Source organism: Arsukibacterium ikkense (assembly GCF_000987775.1).
Lineage (GTDB): Bacteria > Pseudomonadota > Gammaproteobacteria > Enterobacterales > Alteromonadaceae > Alishewanella > Alishewanella ikkense.
Genome location: NZ_LAHO01000002.1, coordinates 212036 through 238127, shown reverse-complemented (window position 1 = coordinate 238127; position 26092 = coordinate 212036). Strand labels below are relative to the sequence as shown.

At 49.3% G+C, this 26092-nt stretch carries 29 protein-coding genes; 15 read left to right on the top strand and 14 right to left on the bottom strand.

The annotated features are described in order from the left end of the window. Positions 1-66 precede the first annotated feature (66 nt). Together WG68_RS03085 and WG68_RS03080 are read left to right on the top strand one after the other, a co-directional pair. Positions 67-348: a type II toxin-antitoxin system RelE/ParE family toxin gene (locus WG68_RS03085; protein WP_046556184.1), complete on the top strand. Its 282-nt coding sequence runs from the start codon at positions 67-69 to the stop codon at positions 346-348. Between the two features lie 16 nt (positions 349-364). Next, entirely contained in the window at positions 365-679 is a 315-nt protein-coding gene (locus WG68_RS03080) for a HigA family addiction module antitoxin (protein WP_046556183.1), read from the top strand. 21 nt (positions 680-700) lie between these two features. On the opposite strand, the gene WG68_RS03075 is transcribed toward WG68_RS03080, so the two are convergent. From WG68_RS03075 to WG68_RS03045, 7 genes are read right to left on the bottom strand one after another with little or no spacing between them, the layout of a single operon-like run. Further along, on the bottom strand, positions 701-1453 hold the full coding sequence (locus WG68_RS03075) for a LytR/AlgR family response regulator transcription factor (RefSeq protein WP_046556182.1): 753 nt from the start codon (positions 1451-1453) through the stop codon (positions 701-703). After that, positions 1437-2564: a sensor histidine kinase gene (locus tag WG68_RS18995; RefSeq protein ID WP_052748927.1), complete on the bottom strand. Its 1128-nt coding sequence runs from the start codon at positions 2562-2564 to the stop codon at positions 1437-1439. The genes WG68_RS03075 and WG68_RS18995 overlap by 17 nt, the downstream gene beginning before the upstream one ends. Next, entirely contained in the window at positions 2557-3795 is a 1239-nt protein-coding gene (locus WG68_RS03065) for an ABC transporter permease (RefSeq protein WP_046556181.1), read from the bottom strand. Before WG68_RS03065 ends, WG68_RS18995 begins: the two co-directional genes overlap by 8 nt. Further along, on the bottom strand, positions 3788-4498 hold the full coding sequence (locus WG68_RS03060) for an ABC transporter ATP-binding protein (protein WP_046556180.1): 711 nt from the start codon (positions 4496-4498) through the stop codon (positions 3788-3790). The genes WG68_RS03065 and WG68_RS03060 overlap by 8 nt, the downstream gene beginning before the upstream one ends. Before the next feature lies 1 nt (position 4499). Further along, entirely contained in the window at positions 4500-5648 is a 1149-nt protein-coding gene (locus tag WG68_RS03055) for an efflux RND transporter periplasmic adaptor subunit (RefSeq protein ID WP_046556179.1), read from the bottom strand. 22 nt (positions 5649-5670) lie between these two features. Next, positions 5671-6366 carry a YIP1 family protein gene (locus WG68_RS03050; protein ID WP_046556178.1) on the bottom strand — a complete coding sequence of 232 codons (696 nt, stop codon included), beginning with the start codon at positions 6364-6366 and terminating at the stop codon, positions 5671-5673. A 13-nt stretch (positions 6367-6379) separates the two neighbouring features. Then, on the bottom strand, positions 6380-6643 hold the full coding sequence (locus WG68_RS03045) for a superinfection immunity protein (protein ID WP_046556177.1): 264 nt from the start codon (positions 6641-6643) through the stop codon (positions 6380-6382). A 442-nt stretch (positions 6644-7085) separates the two neighbouring features. Here WG68_RS03045 and WG68_RS03040 point away from each other — a divergent pair, with 442 nt between their 5' ends. From WG68_RS03040 to WG68_RS03030, 3 genes are all read left to right on the top strand, one after another. Further along, positions 7086-7694, top strand: a complete 609-nt coding sequence (locus WG68_RS03040; protein ID WP_046556176.1) for a DUF2589 domain-containing protein — start codon at positions 7086-7088, stop codon at positions 7692-7694. Between the two features lie 63 nt (positions 7695-7757). Beyond that, on the top strand, positions 7758-8462 hold the full coding sequence (locus WG68_RS03035; RefSeq protein ID WP_046556175.1) for a hypothetical protein: 705 nt from the start codon (positions 7758-7760) through the stop codon (positions 8460-8462). Between the two features lie 5 nt (positions 8463-8467). Then, a complete protein-coding gene (locus tag WG68_RS03030) occupies positions 8468-9022 on the top strand; it encodes a hypothetical protein (RefSeq protein ID WP_046556174.1) in 555 nt (184 codons plus the stop codon). Here the strand turns inward: WG68_RS03030 and WG68_RS03025 are convergent. From WG68_RS03025 to metK, 7 genes are all read right to left on the bottom strand, one after another. Further along, the gene (locus tag WG68_RS03025; protein ID WP_046556173.1) at positions 9000-9302 is read right to left on the bottom strand and encodes a DUF1653 domain-containing protein; all 303 of its coding nucleotides are present in this window, start codon (positions 9300-9302) and stop codon (positions 9000-9002) included. The genes WG68_RS03030 and WG68_RS03025 overlap by 23 nt on opposite strands. Beyond that, positions 9286-9708 carry a Holliday junction resolvase RuvX gene (gene ruvX, locus WG68_RS03020; protein ID WP_046556172.1) on the bottom strand — a complete coding sequence of 141 codons (423 nt, stop codon included), beginning with the start codon at positions 9706-9708 and terminating at the stop codon, positions 9286-9288. The genes WG68_RS03025 and ruvX overlap by 17 nt, the downstream gene beginning before the upstream one ends. Continuing rightward, complete coding sequence (locus WG68_RS03015) at positions 9708-10265, bottom strand: YqgE/AlgH family protein (protein WP_046556171.1); 558 nt, start codon at positions 10263-10265, stop codon at positions 9708-9710. Before WG68_RS03015 ends, ruvX begins: the two co-directional genes overlap by 1 nt. A gap of 70 nt (positions 10266-10335) precedes the next feature. After that, the gene (gene gshB / locus WG68_RS03010; protein WP_046556170.1) at positions 10336-11292 is read right to left on the bottom strand and encodes a glutathione synthase; all 957 of its coding nucleotides are present in this window, start codon (positions 11290-11292) and stop codon (positions 10336-10338) included. A gap of 7 nt (positions 11293-11299) precedes the next feature. Continuing rightward, positions 11300-12028, bottom strand: coding sequence for a 16S rRNA (uracil(1498)-N(3))-methyltransferase (gene rsmE, locus WG68_RS03005; RefSeq protein ID WP_046556317.1), 729 nt, complete (start codon positions 12026-12028; stop codon positions 11300-11302). A gap of 110 nt (positions 12029-12138) precedes the next feature. Continuing rightward, positions 12139-13722, bottom strand: a complete 1584-nt coding sequence (locus tag WG68_RS03000) for an AbgT family transporter (protein ID WP_046556169.1) — start codon at positions 13720-13722, stop codon at positions 12139-12141. Between the two features lie 192 nt (positions 13723-13914). Next, positions 13915-15063 (bottom strand): methionine adenosyltransferase, encoded by a 1149-nt coding sequence (gene metK / locus WG68_RS02995; RefSeq protein WP_046556168.1) that lies wholly within the window; start codon positions 15061-15063, stop codon positions 13915-13917. A gap of 316 nt (positions 15064-15379) precedes the next feature. Here metK and tkt point away from each other — a divergent pair, with 316 nt between their 5' ends. From tkt to WG68_RS02945, 10 genes are all read left to right on the top strand, one after another. Continuing rightward, positions 15380-17377 (top strand): transketolase, encoded by a 1998-nt coding sequence (gene tkt / locus WG68_RS02990; RefSeq protein ID WP_046556167.1) that lies wholly within the window; start codon positions 15380-15382, stop codon positions 17375-17377. Positions 17378-17435: 58 nt separating this feature from the next. Next, on the top strand, positions 17436-18449 hold the full coding sequence (gene epd, locus WG68_RS02985; protein WP_046556166.1) for an erythrose-4-phosphate dehydrogenase: 1014 nt from the start codon (positions 17436-17438) through the stop codon (positions 18447-18449). A gap of 16 nt (positions 18450-18465) precedes the next feature. Then, positions 18466-19650, top strand: coding sequence for a phosphoglycerate kinase (locus WG68_RS02980; protein ID WP_046556165.1), 1185 nt, complete (start codon positions 18466-18468; stop codon positions 19648-19650). Between the two features lie 68 nt (positions 19651-19718). Beyond that, complete coding sequence (gene fba, locus WG68_RS02975) at positions 19719-20783, top strand: class II fructose-bisphosphate aldolase (protein ID WP_046556164.1); 1065 nt, start codon at positions 19719-19721, stop codon at positions 20781-20783. A 249-nt stretch (positions 20784-21032) separates the two neighbouring features. Then, positions 21033-21803 (top strand): DUF3450 domain-containing protein, encoded by a 771-nt coding sequence (locus WG68_RS02970; protein WP_046556163.1) that lies wholly within the window; start codon positions 21033-21035, stop codon positions 21801-21803. 6 nt (positions 21804-21809) lie between these two features. Then, positions 21810-23177: a MotA/TolQ/ExbB proton channel family protein gene (locus WG68_RS02965; RefSeq protein ID WP_046556162.1), complete on the top strand. Its 1368-nt coding sequence runs from the start codon at positions 21810-21812 to the stop codon at positions 23175-23177. Beyond that, positions 23177-23704, top strand: a complete 528-nt coding sequence (locus WG68_RS02960; protein WP_046556161.1) for a MotA/TolQ/ExbB proton channel family protein — start codon at positions 23177-23179, stop codon at positions 23702-23704. The genes WG68_RS02965 and WG68_RS02960 overlap by 1 nt, the downstream gene beginning before the upstream one ends. 11 nt (positions 23705-23715) lie before the next feature. After that, positions 23716-24120: an ExbD/TolR family protein gene (locus WG68_RS02955; RefSeq protein WP_046556160.1), complete on the top strand. Its 405-nt coding sequence runs from the start codon at positions 23716-23718 to the stop codon at positions 24118-24120. Between the two features lie 2 nt (positions 24121-24122). Continuing rightward, positions 24123-24737 carry an energy transducer TonB gene (locus WG68_RS02950; RefSeq protein ID WP_046556159.1) on the top strand — a complete coding sequence of 205 codons (615 nt, stop codon included), beginning with the start codon at positions 24123-24125 and terminating at the stop codon, positions 24735-24737. A 2-nt stretch (positions 24738-24739) separates the two neighbouring features. Next, positions 24740-26005 carry a tetratricopeptide repeat protein gene (locus WG68_RS02945; protein WP_046556158.1) on the top strand — a complete coding sequence of 422 codons (1266 nt, stop codon included), beginning with the start codon at positions 24740-24742 and terminating at the stop codon, positions 26003-26005. The last annotated feature ends 87 nt before the right edge of the window (positions 26006-26092 follow it).

Genomic DNA, 26092 nt, shown 5'->3' with positions numbered 1-26092 from the left:
AAATACTGAATGTAAAACGACCCAGTATAATTGACACGTGTCACGTGACAAGCTACGCTTTGACGCATGATTAAAACGTTTGCAGATAAACGCTCGTTGGAACTTTATGTTAGCGGCAGGACAAAGAAGTTTCCGCCTGAAATAGCAAAAAGAGCTGCCCGTAAACTGGAATATCTTGATCTGGCAAAGCAGTTGGATGATCTGAAAGTACCACCCGGCAACCGACTGCATGCGTTGTCAGGAGACAGGCAAGGGCAGCATGCTATTTCAATAAACACCCAGTGGCGGATTTGTTTTCGTTTTGTAGAGGGTAATGCATACGATGTTGAAGTATGCGATTACCACTGAATTTAGAGGTACCCCTATGACAATTCTAAATACCGTTGGCTTGCAGCGCAAACCTACCCACCCTGGTGAGATGCTACGAGAAGATTTTATACCAGACTATGCGTTAACAGCGACAAAGCTTGCTGAAGCGTTAGGCGTGTCGCGTCAGTCAGTAAATGAACTGCTGCGCGAACGCCGTGCGGTCAGCCCAGAAATGGCACTTCGCTTAAGCCGTTTGTTTGGCAACTCAGCTGAGTTCTGGTTAAATGCGCAGCGTGCTGTTGATTTATGGGTAGCCGCACAAGTTGTTAAAGACGAAGTTGCACGTATTAGGCCGTTAAATGCAGCGTGAGTTGAGGCAATACAACCCCAGTTAGAATGTACTGAATTGGTGTTTAAGTTGCTGCGCCTGGCGGCGGCTGACATTGATATGTTGACCGTCTTGCAATACGGCAATTAATCCGCCGTCGGCTATCGCAGGCTCCAAATGACTAATTGATCCAATCCGAATAATGTCAGCTCTGCTGGTTTTAAAGAAAAATAGCGGGTCTAGTTTTTGCTCAATTCGCGCCAGGGAGCTGTGAATAAAGCTTTTCCCATAGCTGGTGTAAACAGCCGCATGGTTGCCGATGCTTTCAAAACGGTAAATTTCCTGTAGCCGGACAATACGGTTAATATCGCCAAATTTCAGTAAAATACCATGATGTTCTGGCAGGCAGTTCACTGCTGGCTGCGGTTCGGTGTTGGTTGCAGTTGTCGGGCTGGCTTGTGGTGGCGGTAGCCGGGCGATGGTTTTTGCCAGCCGCTCTGGCGCGACGGGCTTAAGTAAATAGTCGACAGCATTTAATGAAAAGGCATCCAGTGCGTAGCTGTTAAAAGCGGTGACAAACACAAAGCGGGTAGCTTCCGGAATGTCGTTAGCCAGCTCGATACCGCTGATTTCCGGCATCTGAATATCCATAAATACCAGGTCAATAGTTTGCTGTGCCAGTATAGCCAATGCTGCTGTGGCACTGGCGGCTTCGGCCACTATCTCGCATTCGGGGTGGGGCAGCAATAAGCGCTTTAACTCGTTGCGGGCCAGCCGCTCATCGTCAACAATTAAGGTTTTATAATGATGAGGCATAAGGCAGCTCCATGCGCACCGTATAGTGGCCATTACCCAGGTCAGCTTCGAAACTGGCTTTATCGCCAAACATCAGTTGCAGGCGTTTGCGACAGTTGGCTAAGCCAGTGCCGGTACACTGGCTATTGGAGGCTGCACCGACGGAGTTAGTGAGCAGTAGTTGCCAGCGTTTACCCAGCCGCTTGGCGCTTATCTGGATGTTGCCGGCCGCAGCGTTAGGGCTAATACCATGTTTTACCGCATTTTCCAGCAAGGTTAGCAGGCATAGTGTGGGTAAAAGTTGCTGAGCTACCTCATCGGCAATATCCACCTCTACCTGCAAGCGTTGCTCCAGCCTGACCTGTTCTATTTTCAGGTAATGCTGACATAACAGCCATTCTTCCTGCACGCTGGCAGTGGGCCGCAAGTGTGCTTGTAAATGCACCCGGAATAATTCGGCTAACTGGGTCACGGTATCTGCGGCTTTGTGCTGATCTTCAAAAATAAGTGCCCGGATGCTGTTTAGTGCATTAAACAAAAAATGCGGGTTTAGTTGATTGGTTAACTGCTGTAATCTGGCTTGCTGCATTTCTTCCTGCAAGGCTTTACGGCTTTGGCGCATTTGCCAGCCAAGGTAAATTAAGCTCCAAAACAAAAACAAGCTGATGTGCATCAACCACAGCATAACCAGCATGGATGCACGGCTAAAATGCATTTGTAGCCCTTCAACACTGTCTTTATTAACCAGAGTAACTTGCTGCATATCGGTTTTCGCCAAAGCAGGCAAAAAAGAGACAAAGGTGCTAACACATGCCAATATCAGCGCCGCCAGGCTCATCCAAATTATAATTTGAATGGCTGCCCGCCAGGAATAACCCCGTAGAAAATGGATCTTAAGCACGGGGCGCAGAAAAAAATGGCTTAGCAATATAAAGCTGATACCTTCCAATACATAGCGTAGCAAGAAAAACAAAATAAACTCAGCTTGCGCACCCAGCATAAAGGGGAGGGAATACAGTAGAAAAAACAGTATAAATAACACCAAGCTTAATGCCTGTCCTTTACGGTAGGCTTTGCTGCTGTGCCAGCAATAATACCAGTGCTGCTGCCAGTAACTTTGCTGGTTATTCATAACGTAATGCATCTATCGGGTTTAAACGCGAGGCTTTAATAGCTGGCGCCAGGCCAAATACAACTCCTATCAGGGTGGTAAAGCCAATGGCCAGCAGAACGGCCCATAGTGGTATCAGTGCTTCTGGCATGGCGGGCATCATTAAGCCAATAAAACTGGCAACACCAGCACCCAGCGCTAAGCCAATAATGCCGCCAAACAGCGATAATACCAACGCTTCTACCAGAAACTGGATCAAAATAAACTGCGGGGTGGCGCCCAGCGCCTTAACAATGCCAATTTCCCGGGTACGCTCGGTAACCGATACCAGCATAATATTCATTACGCCAATGCCACCCACCAGTAAGCTGATACTGACCACACCGCCAGCGACCAGGGTAATACTGCGGGTAATGGTATTAAATTGCGCTATCATGCGCTCAGCACTGACAAACTCAAAGGGGTCGGGTGTATCTGCGGCCAGTTTATGGTGCTGGCGTAAGATAGTACGCATTTGTTGCTGAATTTGCAGTGGATCAGCCCCGGCTGCCGGCCGGAACATCACTTCTATATTGCGGGCGGCACGTTCACCACTTAAAGAGCGGATGGTGCTGAACGGCGCAATAATATAATTATCCTGATCAAAACCAAACAGGCTACCGCGGGTTTCGGCCACACCTATTATCCGGAACCAGTCACCCGACAGGTTAATAAATTCACCCACCGGATTAGCCGGCAAATCAAGCTGCTTAATCAGCGACGAGCCGATAAAAGCTACCCGGCGGCGGCGATCATCATCACTGCCGGATAAAAAGCGGCCTGCGTCCGGGTAAACCCGAACCACATTCTGATAGCTGCTGTCGGTACCGATAATTTGCGACTGAGCGGTGTTACGGCCATATTGCACCTGAGAGCCCATACTAAAGGCCTGCATACTGGCGGTCATATCTTCGACATTGTTTACCCGGGTTTTTAACAGCAAAAAGTCGTCATAATGCAGCCGGTTCTGTACCCCCAGCATTTGCTGATTGGTTGGCGTGTAGGCTTTAAGCGTAATCATATCGCTGCCTAAGTCATCCAGCTGACTGGTAATGCTATGGCTTAGGCCCTGCATAATAGCCACTACCGTTATCACGGCGGCCACGCCAATAATAATACCCAGAGTGGTCAGTGCACTGCGCAGGCCATGAGCACGAATAGAGCCGAAAGCCGCTTTGCTACCTTCAAATCCGGCATGTAATAATTTAAGCATGGGCGACGTGTTCCTGCGGATTACGAAAATCCTGTTCAATTTCACCATCAACCAGGCGGATCACCCGCTGACAATGGTCGGCGATGTCCTGCTCATGGGTAACCAGAATAATGGTATGGCCTTCCTGATGTAACTGATCAAATAATGCCATAATATCTTTAGTGGTTTTGCTATCCAGATTGCCGGTGGGCTCGTCACCGAGCAAAATGCGTGGCTTAGTAACCAGCGCCCTTGCAATTGCCACCCGCTGGCGCTGGCCTCCGGATAACTGATTGGGTAAATGGCCGGTTTTGTCACTCAGGCCAACCCGCTGTAATGCCTGCAGCGCCAATGCTTTGCGTGTGCTGTTGGCCATGACACGGTAAATAAGAGGTTGCATAACGTTGGCCAGCACAGTGGCGCGTGGTAATAAGTTAAAACTTTGAAAAATAAAGCCAACAGCTTCATTTCTAAGTTCAGCCAACTCGGTTTCGTTCATGGTTGATACGTCCCGGTTGGCCAGCTGATAGTGGCCTGCGCTTGGTGTATCCAGGCAGCCCAGAATGTTCATTAAGGTTGATTTACCTGAGCCTGAAGGCCCGACAATCGCAACGTAGTCATTTTCAGTGATGGTCAGGTCAACCTGCTTTAATGCATAGAACGTTTCATCGGCCATCTGATAGCGTTTGCTGACTTGCTGCAGTTGGATCACGGCGTTACTCATACTAGTTATCCCGCAGTTCTGTCGTCAGACGCCGCCCTTCGGTCAGGCCAGGCATGGTGCGGGCAGGGCCGGTAATAACCTCATCGCCAACCTGTACACCGGTTAACACTTCCTGGGCAATATCGCTGGCCATGCCAAGGGTTACCTGGCGTTTTGTGGCTAATCCATCCTGTACTATCCAGACAAAATAGTGTTCATTTTGCTGAACAGCGGCAATAGGCACCTGCAAGCTTTGCGGCTTTTGCGCCAGAATAATTTCTGCGCGGCAACTCATCCCCGGATATAGTGCAATATCTTCCGGCTGCAATAACACCTTAACCCGGAATGATAAGCTCTGGCTCTGGTTCATGTAACGGGCCGAGGTAGCAATTTGAATCACTTCGCCTTTAATTGCCTGGCGCGGATAAGCCGCAGCAAAAATTTCAGCCTGTTGGCCCAGATGCACATTGGCAATATCGGCTTCATCTACCCGCAGTTCAGCCAGGATGGCACTGGGGTCGGCCAGGGTCATCAGCGGGCTGCCAATAATGTTGGTGCTGCCCGCTATTACGGTTTCACCTGGTTTAATGTCTACGGTGGAAAGTAAGCCGGCAATGGGTGCCCGGTACACCGTTTTGCTTAAGTTATCTTCGGCCATGGCCAGGGTAGCCAGACCCTGTTGCAATGCGGCTTCACTCGAGCGGACATTAATGTCGGCAATATCCAGCTGGCTTTGCAAGCTATCTATGGTTTCCTGCTGAATAAGCCCGCTGCTATATAGCTGTTGTTGCCGGCTGAACTGGCGCTGTAAATCAGCCAGTTGCGCTTTAGCGCGGGCAATATCTATTTGCTGACTTTGCACCATAGCACGGGTGCGGTTCACATCTGCTGCAAATGCGGTGTCGTCCAGCCGCATCAGTATCTGGCCTTGTTCAACCACATCACCTTCTTCAACCAGCACTTCCAGTACCCGGCCGGTCACTTCAGAGCGGATCTGAATTTGGGTATTAAACTCCAGGTTACCAGACGCCAGAATGCTGTCGGCCAATGCGCCTTCGCTGACCAGCGCTGTGGTAACACTGGTTGTTTGTTGTTGTTTGCGGTATTGGCTCAGGCTAATCAGCCCCACCAGTACCGCAACAATCACCAGCAATATCAGCATTTTTTTCATCGGTTAATTCCGTTTACTCGATTCAGATAAACACAGCCCACAGGCCAAAAATAACCAGCAGGGGTAAGGCGGCTAAGATGCTACTTTTCGCGGCACTGTAACCACTCCAGCTGTGCAGGCCAATAGCAAACAAAGCTGTTATCCACAAATAGATTAAGTTCAGGTTTTCAGCCCAGTTATACCAGGAATGAGTAGTCTCCAAGCCGAGTAGTAGTTGGTTCAATGACAGATAATTTGCGGTGTTAAGTAACATATTCGGATCACTGCTTAACAGGATCAATATCATCAACCCAAGCATGTTAATCACGTATGGCATATAACTCCAGACGGCCATAGCATACCAGTCACCATAAGGGCGTTTTTGGCCGGGGTTTCCCACCAGCATCAGGTAAGCTGCCACCAAGGCCAGCAAAATTGGCGTTACGATCACTGTGCCGCCAATCGCAATAATTCCTGTTTTATCAGCCATTTGCCCCATAACTGCCCGGCTTTGCTCAATTTCGGCAGGTGTCATGGTATGGGCAACAGATGCCAACTGTTGCTCGACGATCCATTCCGGACTCATGCCAGCAAAGAACCACCATATACTGACGGTACTCACCACGATAATGAGCAACAGGGCTATCCAGCTCCAGCTTTTTTTCTCGGGCAATGCAGTAAATACTTGCTTGGGTGCGACAAAGATATCGACCAGCGCCTGACCAACATTTTTACTCATAAGTATTCTCCAGTCACTTCACAACGATGTTGTTTAATTTTTCTTTTTTAGTAAGCAGTCTGCCACTGAATGCTAAGCCTATCAGTGCAAACCAGGCAATCATCGACAGGCCGGCCGGAATATTGGCTATGGCAATTTTCCCCAGATGCTGGCGGTTAAAAAACAACGCAACCAGGGTAGGAATAAAATAAATGACAAAAAATAGCGGGATAAACCAAAGGAAAAACCCGACACTGCTTTGCTCAAATAAATGTAACCACTCTGACGGTTCAAACATAACATGCTCCTGCTAATTTACCGAAAAGTTAAATGTAACGACTTTTTGCAAAGGTTTATTGAACAAGATGAATGCTAAGGTAAAAATGCGATTACTGGGGTAAAAATATGATAAGCGGTTAATTGCGGTGATTTCCGGCAAATTTATGGCTAAAGGCAAACGCCGCAGACAGGGGGCGGCATGACATACGACAGGTAAATTGCTCAGCAGGCGGCGGGCGGTGCAATACCTGCAGATTTTGTCAGTGCATTATCAGCAAAATGTCATCAGGCCCTTTGTGTTTTTGCTTGTTATTTCAGCACTAGCCACTAGGCTTAATATACTGCCGGACTGGTGCTGATGTACCGTCTGTAGTAGCTGTAGTGAACAGCCGGCGAGTGAGTAGTTGGCGGCAACCGAAAAGCCTTAACAGAGTAGGTACAGCTAGCAGGGAGTGAGAGTTATGCCAAATTTGGTGCAGGAACTCAATAGTTTAGATTTCAGCGTCTACATTGGCGGCCCGTTGCAGGCGGCCGTGCAGGCACAACATGCGGCGTCTATGTCGCAGGTTAGTTTTATCCAGGCGGTAGGGTTTGAAGATAGCGGCAGTGGCAAAGCCTTACGCTATGTTGATTTTGACTTTACCAAGTCAACACCCAACCCGCATGTTGGCAAGACGGCACAGCAATTAACCGATGAGGGTTTGCCACCGGGTACGGATGTCAGCAGTAATTTTATCTCGACAGAAGTATCGATAAAGGTGCCATTTTTAACCATGCTGACGATACCAGCATTGCGGATTGAAGAAATTACTATCGATTTTAACGCCAAGCTAACCTCAACCGAAACGTCGAACGTCTCCAGCGAATTTGCTGCCAGCGCAGAGCTGGGTATTAATTATAAAATTGTCAATTTTAAAGCCTCAGCGTCATATAAGCGCTCGTCGACACGCGGCGTTAGTGTCGAAAAAACGTATAACCTCGGGGTCAGGGTAACGGCGTTAAATGACGAGATACCGGCAGGGCTGGATCGGATCCTGACAATGCTGGAAGACAGTATTGTCAGTGCGTGATAAGCGTTATCGTGCCATTGGGCCGGTGGCGCTGCTGCCGGTCTTTTTAACAGGGATACCAGTATGCCGAATTTAAACGAATACCTGGGCAGTATTATTAGCAGCATTACCAACGCCAGAGTGATGGCGGATATACAAACTGTAAAAGTGGCCGAAGAATATGCCAAACACGATTTACTCAAGCATTTCGCTGTACCGCATATGCGGGTAGGTGATGTTGAGCTGACCATTCCGGTGGCATTGGATGTGTTGACGGAGAAAACCGAAACTGAGTATCAACCAATTGATAATACAAAATTTAATAGCCTAATGTATAAAGAGCTGACTAACAGTCTCGGTCGTACCAGTTTGCCGTCTAAAGCGTCTAAGGCGTTGCGGGCGCTATTGGTTGAGCAAACGCATAGCCTGGAGCAGTCACTGCGCATTAAGCAGGATCTAGCCCCGGTAGAGGAGTATAGCCAGGTAGCAGCGCGCCAACTGGTGCAACTGGCAGAGGAATATCAGTTGGTAAGCCGTGAAAGCATACCCAAGTTGAATGTTGAGCAAATCACGTCCAGAGTAATGGCGGTTGCTAAACAGGAAATTAAAGTATTAAACCAGCGCAAAGTGATTGATAACTTAAATGTGATTGCCGAGTCACATAAACTTCGCGAGGAAAATCCACAGAACATTATTTATATAAAGCTGAAGATCTCGGAAGAGGGTATGGAGTGGCAGCAGATGGAAAGCAGTAATGGTGAAATCAGCCGTCGTTTATTGCCGGAATAACCGCCATGCAAAAGTCGACGGTACATTTGGTAAATGAATTAACTGACTTACTGTTACAGTTTCCGCCAATGGTAACCAGGTTTGAACGCAAACAGCCGCAGGCGCTGGCGACATTGCAAGACTGGCTTACCGCGTCGGAACAACTACTGAGCAGCTATAGTTTAGTGGCCAGTGCTGAACTGGCAGGTTTGCGCAGCAAACTTACCGCGCCGGTGCATCGCAACGAGCATCGCGGCCAGTTACGTAAACAGCAACTACGTGAAGCGGTAGAGATACTGTATCCATTGCAACACTGCTTGCAGCAGACACTAGTACCTTATCAGCAGAAGCTGCAGCAGAGCTCTGAACTGATTAGACATTTGCTGAGTGTCATTAGCCAGAGTGGGGCGTTGCACTACGATGCTGCGGCTGGCTTTGACAGTTTTTTGCAGCAACTATGGCAATTAATTAACCAGCACGATCAGCTCAAGGCCGGTGCTGTCCAATTACGCAGCTGGTTATCGCAGCAAGACATTACGTTACTGCTGGCGCAAGAGGTTAATCTGGCAGATTTTTCGTAAAGGTATCTGGTTGGGTTTGGCTGATAAACTGAAACCTCAGCAGCGTTTCGCCGGCAATTTCCACGGTTTCAGCAAACATACTGGCCGGGCGGGCCCACAGGCCGCAGTCGCCATACAGGGCGCGGTATATCACCAGCCACTCTTCAGTTTCGCTATGGCGGGCTAAGTGTAATACCTGATAATAGGCGCCTTTGTAGTGCTGATAGTACCCAATGGCGACGGCCGGTGCAGGACTGTTAGCGGGTTCAGGACTATTAGCGCGTTCAGGACTGTTGCTCATACCAACCTTCAAAAATAATCTGGGCCGACAGGCTGTCTACTTTATCTTTGGTTAATTTACGATAGCCGCCTTCGGCAAATAAGCGGCTGCGCGCATCGGCAGTGGATAAACGCTCATCGTGCAGCGCTACCGGCAAACCATAACGGCCATGCAGCCGGTTAGCGAATTTGCGGGTGCGGACGGTAAAGTCTTGCTCGCTGCCGTCCATGTTCAGCGGTAAGCCTACCAGCAGCACTTGTGGCTGCCAGTCGCTTATCAGTTTGGTTATCTGATCCCAGTTGGGCGTGCCGTCCTGGGCTTTTAATGCCGGTAATAAAGTGGCGCTGCCGGTAAGCTCATTGCCTACCGCCACGCCAATACTTTTGGTACCGTAATCAAAGCTCAGTACGGTTCTGCTGCTACTCATTATGCGTGGCCCGCCTCGGTGGTCAGTTGCCAGGGCTTAATGCCCATTTTACCGGTAGCGGTTTGCCACTTTTCTGCATGGATAAGATCAAAAATTATACTGTTGTCAGCCGGGATCACCAGCCAACTGTTGTCAGCAATTTCTTGCTCTAACTGGCCGGCAGTCCAACCCGCATAGCCCAGCGCCAGTAAAAATTTTTCAGGCGCCGCCGGGGTGGTTAAGTCCATTAGTATATCTTTAGAGGTGGTTACCATCAGGCCATTATTCAGCTCTAAGGTGCTACTGTAGCCACCTTTGGGGCTATGCAGTACAAAGCCCCGATCGCTTTGTACCGGGCCGCCGGCGCAAACTGCGCTGCGGGCAACCTGGCTCTTACCGTCAAATTCAATTTGCAGTTGTTTTAGTAAATCTGCGACTGTAACGTTCAGCGGATGGTTAATCACAATACCCATAGCGCCTTCAGCGCTGTGTTCGCAGATATAGGTTACGCTGCGCTTAAACATCGGGTCGTCCAGCGCAGGCATAGCAATTAAAAAGTGATCCTGGAAATCTTGCATAACAACCTCACTATTGCAGTTAAAGCATGGTGGTTACTGTATTGTCATGACAGTAATGTGGTTACAGCACTCAGGGAACGGCCAGGCGTTGCTCAATGGCATCGAATAACATACCGGTAATACTTACCGGATAGGCCGCCTCGATTTCACGAATACAGGTGGGACTGGTAACATTGATCTCAGTAAGCTTATCACCAATTACGTCTAAGCCAACAAAAATCAGCCCTTTTTCTTTTAATGTCGGGCCAAGCGCGCGGGCGATAGCCCAGTCTGATTCGGATAACGGCCGCGCTTCACCGCGGCCACCGGCTGCCAGGTTGCCGCGGGTTTCACCACTGGCCGGTATCCGCGCCAGACAGTAGGGCACGGGTTCGCCATCTACCACTAATATTCGCTTATCGCCGTCGCTGATTTGTTCAATAAAACGCTGAGCCATGGCATAGCGGGTACCATGTTCGGTAAGTGTTTCAATAATCACGCTGACATTGGCATCACCCGGCTTCAGCCGGAAAATGGATGCACCACCCATGCCGTCCAGTGGTTTTAAAATCACGTCCTGCTCGGCCTGATAAAAGGCTTTTAAGCGCTTAGCATCCCGGCTAACCAGGGTTTTCGGCGTAAACTGGCTAAACCAGGTGGTATACAGTTTTTCGTTGGCATCGCGCAGGCTTTGTGGTTTGTTAACAATTAAACTGCCGGCTTGCTCGGCGCGCTCCAGTATATAAGTGGCGTAAATGTATTCAGTATCGAACGGCGGGTCTTTGCGCATTAAAATCACGTCCAGCTCAGCCAGGGCCATGTCCTGCTCGCGATTAAACTGATACCAGCTATGGGTGTCCTCACGCAGGGTCAGCGTTTTTGTCATGGCGCGAGCCTCGCCTTCCAGCAGGTATAAGTCAGCCATTTCCATATAGTGTATTTCATAACCGCGATGCTGGGCTTCCAGCAGCATGGCGAAGCTGGAATCTTTTTTAATATTAATCTGGCTGATGGGGTCCATCACTACCCCGAGTTTAATTACAGTCATAATACCCTCAGGCGAGATCGCCAAATTGCAGTTGTAAGGCACTGATAGCAGTCAGTGCGGCGGTTTCGGTACGTAACACTCTTGGCCCAAGCTGTATACCGATAAAGCCAGCCTGATCGGTAGCACTGATCTCAGCATCACTAAAACCCCCTTCCGGGCCAATAACCAGCCGGATTTGCTGACTGGGCACTAAGGTTTTAATGGTGGCGCTGGCCCGCGGATCCAAGGTCAGCTGTAAGCAATTTGTTTGCTGGTTCAGCCAACGCTCTAATGGCATGGCCGGATGCACCACTGGCACTACACTACGGCCACTTTGCTCACAGGCACTTATGGCAATTTTTTGCCATTGCTCGGTACGTTTCGCCAGCCGTTCACCGTCCAGCTTTACGCCGCAGCGCTCAGTAAACAGGGGGCTAATTTCAGTTACGCCCAGCTCAACGGCTTTCTGGATGGCAAAATCCATCCGATCACCGCGTGATATCGCCTGGCCTAAATGAATACGCAGCGACGATTCCACCGGATTTGGTTCAGCCTGGCGGATGGTTACCGTAACCTGCTTTTTGCTAACGTCGGTTATTGTGGCTGCATAGTTATTACCATCGCCATTAAACAGCTGCAGCGCTTGCTCTGGTTGCATCCGCAGTACCCGGCCAACATGGTTTGCGGCTTCGTCATCCAGCTGGATAACCTGGCCTGTTGTCAGGGCTTGCGGTGTAAAAATACGGGGGGTGCGCATAATAATGGCTCCAGGATAAATGGCGTTAATGGTAGCAGTTGTGTCAGGCGCTTGAAAATAAAAAACCGCTGCAATGGCAGCGGCTTTCGACAAGGTTTACAGGCTATAACTTAACGGGCAGGGATATATTCATAACTAGAACCCAGACCCAGTGGGATATCCAGTGCCCAGAAGCCAAGCAGGAAGGCGGTCCACAGCACCAGCATTACCACCGAGTACGGCAGCATTAACGCAACTAGCGTACCTATACCGCTGCCTTTCACATATTTTTGGCAGAACACCACAATTAATGGGAAGTAAGGCAGTAATGGCGTAATGATATTGGTTGATGAATCACCCACCCGGTAAGCGGCTTGGGTTAGATCTGGCGAGATACCCAGTTCCATCAGCATCGGCACCATAATAGCGCCAATCAATGCCCACTTAGCAGAGGCAGATCCTACCACCAGGTTAACAAAGCCAGACAGGAACACGATGCCAACCAGCGTCATACCCAGGGGTAAACCCATTGCTTTGAGGGCATTGGCGCCTTTTAATGCCAGTAATACCCCTAAGTTTGACTGGCTGAAAGCATATAAAAATAATGCGCAGAAAAATGCCATAACAATGTAGTAGCCCATGCCGCTCATGGCATGGCTCATCCCGGCAACCACGTCACGATGATTTTTTACTGAGCCTGAAACATACCCATAGACAATACCAGGCACCAGAAAGAACACAAAAATAATGGTCACAATAGATTTCATCAAAGGTGCGGCGGCGGTTAGCAGCGGATTAACACCCGGCAACACGTCTTCAGGCTTGGCGGCCCAGGGGGTGGTGTCTGGCACAACAATAGTCAATACCAGTAATGCCATTACCGCAAACATGGAAAAAGCAGCCGCTTTTAAACCGCGTAATTCATTAGGTTTCAACGCATCCATGGTCACCATTTGTGAGGTGTCACCGTCTACTTTAGTGCCTTTCAAGCGAGGCTCTATTACTTTGTCGGTTAGCACCCAGCCAATCGCCACGATCAGGAAGGTTGAGGCGGTGGTGAAAATATAGTTATTCAGTGGGTTAACCATCACCGTAGGGTCTAAAATTTGCGCCGAGGTTTGGGTTAAACCGGCCAGCAAAGGGTCTAAGCTCGAGGGCAGGAAAAAGGTAGCAGAAAAACCACCGGACACACCGGCAAAAGCGGCGGCAATACCAGCCAGCGGATGACGGCCAGCTGCATAAAAAATGACGGCGCCAAGCGGTACCACCAATACATAGCCAGCATCTACCGCGACGTGGCTCAGCACACCTACCGCAATTAACACCGGGGTTAATAGCATTTTGGGGGTAACCGTCAAGATAGAGCGTAAGCCGGCGTTAATAAAGCCGGTATACTCGGCAACGCCTAAACCTAACATAGCCACTAACACTACGCCCAGCGGCGGGAAAGTAACAAAGGTATTGACAATGTTAGAGCTAAAGTTAGTCAGGGCGTCGCCAGAGAGTAAATTAACAATTTGGATCTGTTGACCTGAGCGGGGGTCGAGTTCAGTAAAGGTGACGCCAGACAGTAACCAGGAGACAACCCAGACAATAACCATCAGCAGTGCAAATAACACGGCAGGGTCGGGTAATTTGTTGCCTACTACTTCTATCGTGTTGAGCGCACGGTTCATCCAGCCGTTTTTTTCAACGGCGGTAATTTGTTCAGACATAGTTTTTGACCTTTTTGTCTTTCTTATCTTTTTATTTTGTTAGCCACCCTAGCCGGCAGCTGAACCCTGGAAGGTAAAACGCCTTTATCATACACAAAACAGTGGGGCAGGTAAGCGGAAAATAAGCCCAACTGCCAATAAAAGCGGAAAAGGAGAGCCGAAGCTCTCCTTTCTTGCGTTGTCTTTCAACAACTACTTGGCGTACTGGCGCAGTAATTCAGCCTTGTCGGTTTGCTCCCATGGGAACTCGCTGCGGCCAAAGTGGCCGTAAGCGGCAGTAGCGCCATAAATTGGTCGCTCCAGGTTCAGCATCTCAATCAGGCCGTATGGGCGCAGGTCAAAGTGCTCACGTACCAGTTTAATCAGCTCATCTTCTGTCAGTTTGCTGGTACCGAAGGTTTCCAGGCTGATAGAGGTAGGCTCGGCCACACCAATGGCATAAGACACCTGCAGCTCGCAGCGATCAGCCAGGCCAGCAGCCACGATATTTTTTGCCACATAGCGCGCGGCGTAGGCGGCTGAACGGTCTACTTTCGACGGGTCTTTGCCCGAGAACGCGCCGCCGCCGTGGCGGGCCATGCCGCCGTAGGTATCGACGATAATTTTACGACCGGTTAAACCACAGTCGCCCATCGGGCCACCAATCACAAAGCGGCCGGTAGGGTTAATAAAGTATTTGGTTTTGCTGGTTAACCACTCGGCAGGTAACACCGGCTTAATAATGGTTTCCATCACCGCTTCACGTAAGTCGGCGGTACTGATGGTATCGCAATGCTGGGTAGACAGCACTACTGCGTCAATACCCACTGGCTTGCCGTCTTCATAAATAAAGCTTAACTGCGACTTGGCATCTGGCCGTAACCAGGGCAGGGTGCCATCTTTACGCACCTGCGCCTGGCGCTGCACCAAACGGTGAGCATAAGTAATAGGTGCTGGCATTAATACATCAGTTTCATTGCTGGCGTAGCCAAACATTAATCCCTGATCGCCAGCGCCTTGTTCACGCGGGTCTTTTTTATCAACGCCCTGATTAATATCAGGTGACTGCTTACCAATGGCGTTCAGTACCGCACAAGAGTCGGCATCGAACCCCATATCGGAATGGGTGTAGCCAATTTCACGTACGGTTTTGCGCGTCAGCTCTTCAATATCCACCCAGGCAGAGGTGGTGATTTCACCACCGACCAGCACCATGCCGGTTTTCACAAAGGTTTCGCAGGCAACACGGGCCTTCGGGTCTTGTTCCAGAATTGCATCTAATACTGCATCGGAGATTTGATCGGCGATTTTGTCCGGATGTCCTTCAGAGACCGACTCAGAAGTAAAAATATGTTGTGCCATTGTTTGTGTTCCACCAAGGTTGGTTAATTCATCACGCTGGGGGCTAATATCGAGGGTGCGCCAGGTCTGAAACCCTGCCGCAAGCTTGCCGCCAGAAAAATAGCCGCTTATTTTAGTTAAACTGGCCAGATTTGGCTAGTAATATTTGACGCCCAGACGTCTTTAATGCCAAAGTTTACGCTGAAGTTAATGAGTCGATCACATCTATTATGATTTTTTTGTAAGCCAAGATAATCATTTGCCATCTGGCCGGCAGTAAGTGAAAATAAGGTCAAGTTATATGCCATCCTCATTCAAGCCACTAGCAGGAGCTAAAATGCCATCTCGTAAACAACTCGCCAATGCGATCCGTGCGTTAAGTATGGATGCCGTTCAACAAGCAAAGTCAGGCCATCCTGGTGCCCCTATGGGCATGGCAGATATTGCTGAAGTACTCTGGCGGGATTACCTGAAACATAACCCTGCAAATCCAAATTGGGCAGACAGGGATCGCTTTGTGCTGTCAAATGGGCATGGCTCTATGCTGTTGTATTCGTTGTTGCATCTCAGCGGATACGATTTAACGATTGATGATTTAAAGCAGTTCCGTCAGTTGCATTCCAGAACCCCGGGCCACCCGGAGTATGGTTATGCGCCGGGTGTTGAAACCACTACCGGCCCGCTGGGCCAGGGTATTACCAATGCGGTAGGCATGGCCCTGGCAGAAAAAACCCTGGCCGCGCAGTTTAACCAGCCGGATTTTGCGGTGGTAGACCACCACACTTATGTCTTTTTGGGCGATGGCTGCTTAATGGAGGGCATTTCGCATGAGGCCTGCTCTATTGCCGGCACCCTGGGGCTGAACAAGCTGATTGCCTTCTGGGATGACAACGGTATTTCAATAGATGGCCACGTTGAAGGCTGGTTTACAGACGACACCCCGGCCCGCTTTGCCGCTTATGGCTGGCACGTTATTGCCAATGTTGATGGCCACAACAGTGACGCCGTTAAAGCAGCGATTGCCCAGGCCCAGGCCCAGACGGATAAACCAACCCTGATTTGCTGTAAAACGGTGATTGGCTATGGTTCACCGAATAAAGGTGGCAGCCACGACTGCCACGGTGCCCCTTTGGGAGAGGCTGAAATTGCCGCTACCCGCGATTACCTGCAATGGCCACATGCGCCCTTTGCAATACCGGCTGATATTTATGCAAAGTGGGATGCAAACAGTAAGGGTGAAGCTGCAGAAGCGCAGTGGAACACCCTGTTTGCTGCTTACCAGCAAGCGCACCCGGAGCTGGCAGCCGAGTTCAGCCGCCGTACCGCCGGTGAGTTACCGGCCAATTGGGCTGAGCAATCGCAAGCATATATTGCAAAGCTGCAGGCTAATCCTGCTACCATCGCCAGCCGCAAAGCGTCGCAAAATGCCCTGAATGCGTTTGGCCCGTTACTGCCTGAATTGCTGGGCGGTTCTGCCGATTTAGCCGGTTCTAACCTGACTATCTGGTCGGGCTCCAAACCCGTTACCGCAGCAGATGCCAGTGGTAACTATATATATTACGGTGTGCGCGAATTTGGCATGTCAGCCATGATGAACGGTATAGCGTTGCATGGCGGCTTCGTGCCTTATGGCGCCACCTTTTTAATGTTTATGGAATATGCCCGTAACGCAGTGCGGATGGCTGCCCTGATGAAGCAGCGGGTTATTTTTGTTTATACTCACGATTCAATTGGTCTGGGCGAAGATGGCCCAACCCACCAGCCGGTCGAGCAGTTGGTAAGCTTACGCGCTACCCCTAATTTAATGAATTGGCGGCCGTGCGATCAGGTAGAATCTGCAGTGGCATGGCAGGCAGCCATTGAGCGCACCTCAGGTCCTACTACCTTAATCTTCAGCCGGCAGAACCTGGTGCAGCAAGCGCGCGATGCAGCAACTGTCAGCAATATTAAGCGTGGTGGCTATGTGCTGCTTGATAGCGACCAAGCTGCAGAGCTGATTATCATTGCCACCGGCTCTGAAGTGGAGCTGGCAGTGCAGGCTGCAAAAACCCTGACTGAGCAAGGCAAGCAAGTGCGGGTGGTCTCTATGCCGTCAACCGATGTGTTTGATGCCCAGGATGCGGCTTATCGTGAAGCCGTATTACCGTCTGCTGTAACCAAACGCATTGCAGTGGAAGCGGGTATTGTTGACAGTTGGTACAAATATGTCGGTTTAGCTGGCGATATTATTGGCATGACCAGTTTTGGTGAATCTGCACCGGCTGAGCAGCTGTTTAAGCATTTTGGTATTACAGTTGATGCTATAGTGCAGGCTGCTGACAAACAATTTAGCTAAACAACTTAGTGAATAGTAATTTCGGGGCCGCACAGCGGTCCCACTTTTATGTGGTGTTATGGCAATTAAACTGGCAATAAATGGCTTTGGCCGGATTGGCCGCAATATAGTGCGGGCGATTTATGAAAATGGTTGGCAACAGCAGTTGCAGGTTGTGGCTATTAACGAGCTGGCCGATGCGAAAGGGGTGGCACATCTGCTGAAATACGATACCTCGCATGGTCGGTTTGCCAGCAAGGTAGAGTCATTTAGCGGTGGTATAACAGTAGCGGGTGATGATATTGCCCTGTTTAGCGAAGCTGATCCGCTGGAGCTGCCCTGGGCAGAGCTGGACGTTGATATCGTACTGGAATGTACCGGCGTGTTTCACAGCCGCGAGCACGCTAATTGGCACTTAACAGCAGGTGCCAGAAAGGTGTTGTTTTCTCATCCGGCAGATACCGATATCGATGCCACTATTATTTATGGTATTAACCAACACTTACTCAGCCCTGACATGACCGTCGTATCAGCGGGCTCTTGTACCACCAACTGCATAGTGCCGGTTATTCAGGTACTTGATCAGCATTTTGGCGTGGAGAGCGGTGCTATTACCACTATCCATGCCTCGATGCATGATCAGCAGGTCATCGATGCCTATCATCCCGACTTGCGCCGTACCCGGGCAGCCAGCCAGTCAATTATTCCGGTTGATACCAAGCTGGCACTTGGCATAGAGCGCATTTTACCTAAGTTTGCCGGCCGGTTTGAAGCCATTGCTGTGCGGGTACCAACGGTTAACGTTACCGCAATGGATTTAAGTGTTACCTTGCATCAGGATGTTAGCATCAGCAAGGTGAATCAGGCTTTACAACAAGCCGGTATCGGCAGCCTGAGCGGTATTCTGGATTATACTGAAGAACCACTGGTTTCCGTTGATTTTAATCATAACCCGCATTCCTGCATTGTTGATGGTTCGCAAACCCGGGTTAGCCATAAACGCCTGGTAAAATGCCTGGTGTGGTGTGACAACGAATGGGGCTTTGCCAACCGGATGCTTGATACCGCCCGGGCCATGCAGCAACAGAATTGATGACAAGGAGCAATAAATGAGCGTTATTCGGATGAGTGACCTGGATTTAGCCGGTAAACGGGTATTAATTCGGGAAGATTTAAATGTTCCGGTAAAAGCGGGCAAGGTAACCTCAGACGCCCGCTTAAAAGCGGCAATACCCACCTTGCAACTGGCGCTGGATCAAGGTGCCCGGGTCATGGTGATGTCACACCTGGGCCGGCCAGAAGAGGGCGCGTTTACTCAGGAGGCGTCGCTGCAGCCAGTAGTTGATTATTTAGCCGGTGCACTTAAGGTCCCCGTCAGGTTAGCCAGTGATTATTTGCAGGGTGTGCAGGTAAGTAGTGGTGAAGTTGTGGTGTTTGAAAATGTCCGCTTTAATACTGGTGAAGCTAATAATGATGATAAGCTGGCACAGCAGCTGGCAGCTTTGTGTGATGTGTTCGTGATGGATGCCTTTGGCACCGCGCACCGGGCGCAGGCTTCAACCCATGGTGTAGCCAAGTTTGCGCCGGTGGCGTGCGCCGGGCCGTTGCTGGTCGCCGAGCTGGATGCTTTAGGGGCCGCCTTGAAAAATCCGAAACGGCCATTAGTCGCTATAGTCGGCGGTTCAAAAGTATCAACTAAACTGACCGTGCTGGAATCGTTATCCGGCATCGTTGATCAGCTAATTGTCGGTGGCGGTATTGCCAATACCTTTATCGCAGCCGAGGGTAACAACGTCGGCAAGTCGCTGTATGAACCCGATCTTATTCCTGAGGCAAAGCGTTTGATCGCCCAGGCAAAAGCACGTGGTGCTATTATCCCGGTTCCCCGTGACGTGGTAGTAGGGCAGGAGTTTAACGAAAAAACACCCGCCAGTTTAAAACTGGTGGCGGATGTAACCAGTACTGAAATGATTTTTGATATTGGCCCGGCCACGATCGCGCAGCTGACCGATATTCTGAAAAATGCCGGTACCATTGTCTGGAATGGCCCGGTCGGTGTATTTGAGTTTGAACAGTTTGCTGCCGGTACCAAAGCACTGGCCGAGGCGATTGCAAGCAGCAATGCATTTTCTATTGCCGGTGGTGGCGATACCCTGGCGGCTATCGATAAGTTCGGCATTGCGGCCGATGTGTCCTATATTTCAACCGGTGGTGGCGCTTTTTTAGAGTTTTTAGAAGGCAAAACCTTACCGGCAGTCGCTATACTGGAACAACGGGCCAGCGACGTTAAATAAAAATTTATAATTAAATAAGTACGACATTTTACCTACAAACTGTACCTTAGTATAAAAGAGAGGCTTACATGGCACTGATATCATTACGGCAAATGCTCGATCACGCCGCCGAGTTCGGTTATGGCGTACCGGCATTTAACGTAAACAACCTGGAACAAATGCGCGCCATTATGCTGGCCGCTGATAAAACGGACAGCCCGGTGATAGTGCAAGCTTCAGCGGGGGCTCGTAAATATGCAGGTGCGCCTTTCCTGCGCCATCTGATATTGGCCGCAGTAGAAGAGTTTCCGCATATTCCGGTGGTGATGCACCAGGACCATGGCACGTCACTGGCCGTCTGCCAGCGTTCCATTCAGCTGGGCTTTTCGTCAGTGATGATGGATGGTTCACTGGGTGAAGATGGTAAAACGCCGATGGACTATGCTTATAATGTTAATGTAACGCGCAAGGTTGTTGAAATAGCGCACGCTTGTGGTGTCTCAGTTGAAGGTGAGTTAGGTTGTCTGGGCTCATTGGAAACCGGCGAAGCGGGCGAGGAAGATGGTATTGGTGCCAATTGCGTATTAACGCATGATCAGATGCTGACCGACCCGGAAGAGGCGGCGCAATTTGTGCGGGAAACGCAGGTGGATGCGTTGGCCATTGCCTGTGGCACCTCACATGGTGCTTATAAGTTTAGCCGGCCACCCACTGATGATATTCTGGCGATAGATCGGATTAAAGCTATTCACCAGCGGATACCCGATACCCACCTGGTCATGCATGGTTCGTCATCTGTGCCGCAAGACTGGCTGGAAATCATCAACGAGTATGGTGGTAAGATCCCGGAAACTTACGGTGTACCAGTGGCTCAAATACAACAGGGCATTAAATTTGGGGTGCGTAAAATCAATATTGACACTGATTTACGCCTGGCATCTACCGGCGCAATTCGTCGTTACATGGCATTGCACCCGGCAGAATTTGACCCACGTAAGTATCTACAGGCGTCGGTAACGGCAATGGCAGACATTTGTATTGCCCGCTACGAAGCCTTTGGTTGTGCCGGCAATGGCAGCAAGATAAAGCCATTGTCACTGGATGCAATGGTTGATTTATATACGGCTGGCAAACTAACACCGAACATAAAATAACCACAAAATTTAATACGTCATTAAATATTAACAAGTATCGGTTTAATGACACTTAAAACGGGTGATAAACCGGCCGGAACAGCGCGGTAATACACACAGGCGGGCAGCTGCAGGCTGTTGACAACCTGTGTTTTAACTGCAATGATGCGGACGGTTTACCCTCTAACCGAGGGCTTATTGTCTCTGAATTTCAGAATAGGCCCTTATACTAATCAGGTTACGTTAATCAGCAATAATTGGTTGGGAACTATGTTTAACAAAAAAATTCAAAAGAGTCTTGTTGCCTCAGCGCTGGCTGGCAGCTTAGCTTTTGCCGGCTCTGCCGCTGCAACAGACTTAAAAGATCTTCATCAGGCGAATAGCCAGATCCAACGTGCTGCCGTGCAGTCTCAGGAAAAAATAAACACCATTTACGAACAAACTCAGGAATTGCTGGGTGAGTACCGTGTAGTTGTGGTGCAAACTGAAAACTTAAAAGTTTACAACGATTTTTTGCAAACGCTGGTTACCGACCAACAGCGCCAGGTTAACTCTTTGCAACGTCAGATGGACGATTTGGAAAACACCAACAAAGGTACCGTTCCTTTGATGTTCCGGATGATAGATGCGTTAGAGCAGTTTGTTAACGCAGACATTCCATTGCGTACCGAACGTCGGTTAGAGCGCGTTGCCCGTTTACGCGAATTGATGGAACGTTCAGACGTGCAACGTTCAGAACAGTATCGTCAGATCCTGGAAGCTTACAGCATCGAAATGGGTTATGGCACTGAAATGGCCGCCTTCCAGGGTACCCTGAATTTTGAAGGTCAGGAAATTACCGTTGACTATTTAAGTGTCGGCCGCTTGGCGCTTACCGCACAGTCTTTAGACGGCAAAGCAGCCTGGGCTTACAATAAAGAAACAAAGAGCTGGGAAAAGCTACCTGATTCATACATGAATTCAATCACCAACCTTATCAAGATGTCGCGTCGTGAAGCGACCCCTGATATGGACCGTGTACCACTTTTCGCAGCGGAGTAAGAATAAATGAGAAAGGCTATTAAAACATTAGTTGTTGCTGCTGCGATGACTTTATCTGCATCATTAGCATTTAACGCTGTAGCGAACACCGCTCAGCTAGACCAGCTACTTGAGCAAATTAAAAGAGAACGGGCTGTTGAAGGCCGGATGAATCAGGAACGTGAACGTGCTTTCCTGGCTGACCGGGCTGATAAACAAGCATTGTTAAACACAGCTAAAAGACAATATGCTGATGAAGAAGCCCGCGGCAAGCGTCTTGCGAAGCAATATTCTGACAATGACATCTTAATCGCTCAGAAAATCCAGGAGCTGGAAAGTGCTCAGGGAACTATGGGTGAAGTATTTGGTGTGGTGCGTCAGTCTGCCAACCAGGCTATCGGTGTGATTACCAGTTCACTGATCAGTGCCCAGTACCCAGGCCGTGAAGTGCCACTGCGTGCTATCGCCGCTGCGACTGAACTGCCAACTTTAAGCCAGATGGAAGACCTTTGGGTTGCCATGCTGACCGAAATGACAGAATCAGCCAAAATTTCCAAGTTTGACGCGCAAGTGGTTAAACTGGATGGCGGTAGTTCTACTGAGCGGGTTACCCGTTTTGGTGCCTTCCACCTGACGACGGCTGATCAGTATTTAATCCGCAACGTCGATACAGACCAAATTCAACCATTGGGTCGTCAGCCTCAGGGTAAAATTCATGGTTCTGTTGCTGATTACCACAGTGCCGCTAAGGGCCAGCTGGCCGGTTTATATGTTGACCCGACTAAAGGCAACAGCTTACTGCGCTTAAACCAGCAACGCAGCACCTTAATGGAATACTACCATCAGGGCGGCACCGTTGGTTATCTGATCACGGTATTACTGTTTATCGGTTTATTAATTGCACTTGAGCGCTTCCTGGTATTAACCATGGTTGGCGGCAAAATGCGTGCACAGCTGAAAAACCTGGCAAGTCCATCAGACAGCAACCCACTGGGTCGTATCCTGAATGTGTATCACCAGAACCGTTCTGCTGATGTTGAAAATCTTGAACTGAAGCTTGATGAAGCCATTCTGCGTGAAACACCAAAAGTTGACCGTGGCATTGGTATGATTAAGCTGTTTGCTGCGGTAGCGCCGCTGATGGGTCTGTTAGGTACTGTTATCGGTATGATCCTTACGTTCCAGCAAATTACCTTGTACGGTACGGGTGACCCGAAACTGATGGCAGGTTCAATCTCACTGGCGTTGGTAACAACCGCATTAGGTCTGATTGCAGCCTTACCATTACTGTTTGTACACAGCATTGTACAAGCTAAAGCGAAATCTATTTTACACGTGCTGGATGAGCAGAGCGCAGGTATTGTCGCTGCTCATGCGGAGAAGGAGAACGCCTAATGATTACCCAGCTAGTAGGGCTGTGGGAATCGGTACAGGATTTTATTCATACCGGTGGCAACGTGTTATACGTTGTTGCCGTGGTTCTCTTCATCATGTGGTTCTTGATGTTAGAGCGCTACTGGTACGTGTCGGCAGTGTTTCCTAAAATTAAACAGGATATCATTGCCAGATGGGATGCCAGAGCAGATACCACTTCCTGGTATGCTCATAAAATCCGTGATACCTGGATTTCTGAGGCGACAAATAACCTTGATCAGCGGATGTTACTGATTAAAACCCTGGTTGCGATGTGTCCTTTAGTAGGCTTGTTAGGCACTGTAACCGGTATGATAGCGGTATTCGATATCATGGCTACGCAAGGTACCGGTAACCCGCGTACCATGGCGGCCGGTATCTCGATGGCAACGATTCCGACGATGGCCGGTATGGTTGCAGCGTTATCAGGTTTGTTTTTCAGTTCGCGGCTGGAAGTGAAAGTGAAACGGGAAAAAGCAGATCTCGTTGACAGCTTACCGCATCATTAAGAGAGAAATTTATGGCACGTAAACGTATTCGTGAAGACGAGGAAGCGGCAATCGACATCACGCCGATGATGGATATCGTTTTCATTATGTTGATATTCTTCATTGTTACTACCTCTTTCGTGAAAGAGGCGGGTATCGATGTTAACAAGCCGGAAGCAACCCAGGCGCAACAAAAGCCATCAGCCACTATCTTTATCGCTATTCGTGAGAATGGTGAGGTATGGATGGATAAGCGGATGGTCGATATTGAGCGGGTTTCTGCCAACATTGAACGTTTAAGAGCTGAATCACCTACAGACACCATTATTCTGCAGGCTGACGTTGGCGCTAGACACGGTGTCGTAATGGAAGTAATGGATCAGATTAAAGCTGCTGACCAATCGCTTGTCATTACCATTGCCGGGGAGAAAAAATAGTTATGATGCGTTTCCTAACATCGTTAATTATCGGTGCAGTGGTAACGTTTCTGTTGTTTCTGATTATGGCGTTGCTTATTAAGGGCAGCGGCGAACGTCGGGCGCCTGAGCAAGAGCGTATTGTTGTTGAAATCAACACTACGCCGCCTGATTCAGATACACAGGTGCGGCGGCCACCACCGCCACCACCACCACCACCACCGGCTGAGCCACCAAAAACGCCACAGCCTGAGCCAGAGCAAACTAACACCGCGGGTGCAGTTGGCTTTAACATGCCAGGTATGGATTTAGGGGCAAATGTTGGTTTAAATAACCCAGGTTCACTGTTACGGGACGGCGATGCCACCCCAATAGTACGGATTGAACCGCGTTACCCGGTACAAGCAGCCCGTGATGGCTTACAAGGCTGGGTACGTTTAAGCTTTACTATTATGGAAGACGGTAGTGTTGATAACGTAGAAGTGCTGGAAGCAGAACCGCGCCGGGTATTTGACCGCGAAGCGATTCGGGCACTGCGTCGTTGGAAATATAGCCCGAAAGTTGTTGACGGCAAACCGATGCAACAGCCAGGTCAGCAGGTACAGCTGGACTTTACCCTTGATATGGCAGGAGGTTAACTATGAACAAACTTACGTTATTAACGTCCAGTTTTATGTTAGCAGCCAGCTTTAGTCTGTTTTCATTACCGATTGCAGCACAGGAATTAACGGCAGCCGATCGGGAGCGCATTGAAGCACGTAAAAATGCTAAAACTACGTTACCCGGTGAGCGTATTGGCCGGGTAATTACCAAAGCGCTGGAGTTTTACAACGATGAAAAGCTTGACGAAGCCATTGCCGTTTTGCTTGATGCAAGACCAAGCGGTGATTTTGACACGGCGTTTTTAAACCGGTTTCTGGGTAACATTTACGCCTTTAAAGATGTCAATCAGGCGATAAAGCACCTTGATATGGCAGTGAAACCGGATGTACTGGGTTTTGGTGATCAGTCTGCGGCGTTAAAATTGCTGGCTGATTTACAAATTCAGGAAGGCCAGTTCCGCGCTGCTATTGAAAGTTACCGGCGTTGGATGCGTTTTACCGGTGAAAACGACCCTGATGCTTATCTGCGAATAGCAAATGCGCATTACCAAATGGGTGAGTTTGATAAGGTAGTACCTGCTGCTGACAACGCCATCCGGTTTTCTAAAGAACCCAATAAAAATCATTACATGATAAAAATGGGTGCTTTATATGAATCACGGCGTTATCCACAAACGGTTGCCGTAGTTGAAACTATGGTGCAGCTATTTCCCGAAGAAAAAACCTACTGGGTTTATCTGGGTAATTTCTACACCCTGGTGGAAGACTACAGCAAATCGCTTAGCGCATTTCAGATTGCTTACTCACAAGGCTTCCTGGACAAAGAGTCAGATTTTCGGGCTTTAGGTCAGATGTATGCGAATAACAATATTCCATATAAAGCCGCCAGTATTTATGAGAAGTATATGAAAAGCGGTGTGATCAAAAAAGATCGGACCATGCTTGCTGCCATAGCATCAAATTACCAGGCTGCCCGTGAGTTTGCTAAAGCTGCCGAGTACTATGGCGAATTGGCTAAGCTAACCAATGAAGCCGATGCTTATCGTCGTCAGGGCATGGCGCTAATGTCTATTCAGCGCTACCCGGCGGCTATTACTGCCTTTGAAGCCGCGCTGAGCAGAGATGCCGACCGGCCTGGCAGTATTCATCTGAGTATTCTGGAAGCCTACTTTTATCAGGGTAAGCTGAAAGAAGCCTATGCAGCGTTACAAAATGCCAAGCGTGATCCATCAACGTCGCGGCAAACCCGCAGTTGGGAGTCATATATTAAAGATCGGGCTAAAACCAAAGGTATCAGCCTGTAACAGACGCTCTGCAAAAGTAGAAAAGCCCGCATTTATGCGGGCTTTTCTGTTGCTGGCTGAAGCAATATTATGTATTTGTACAGACTG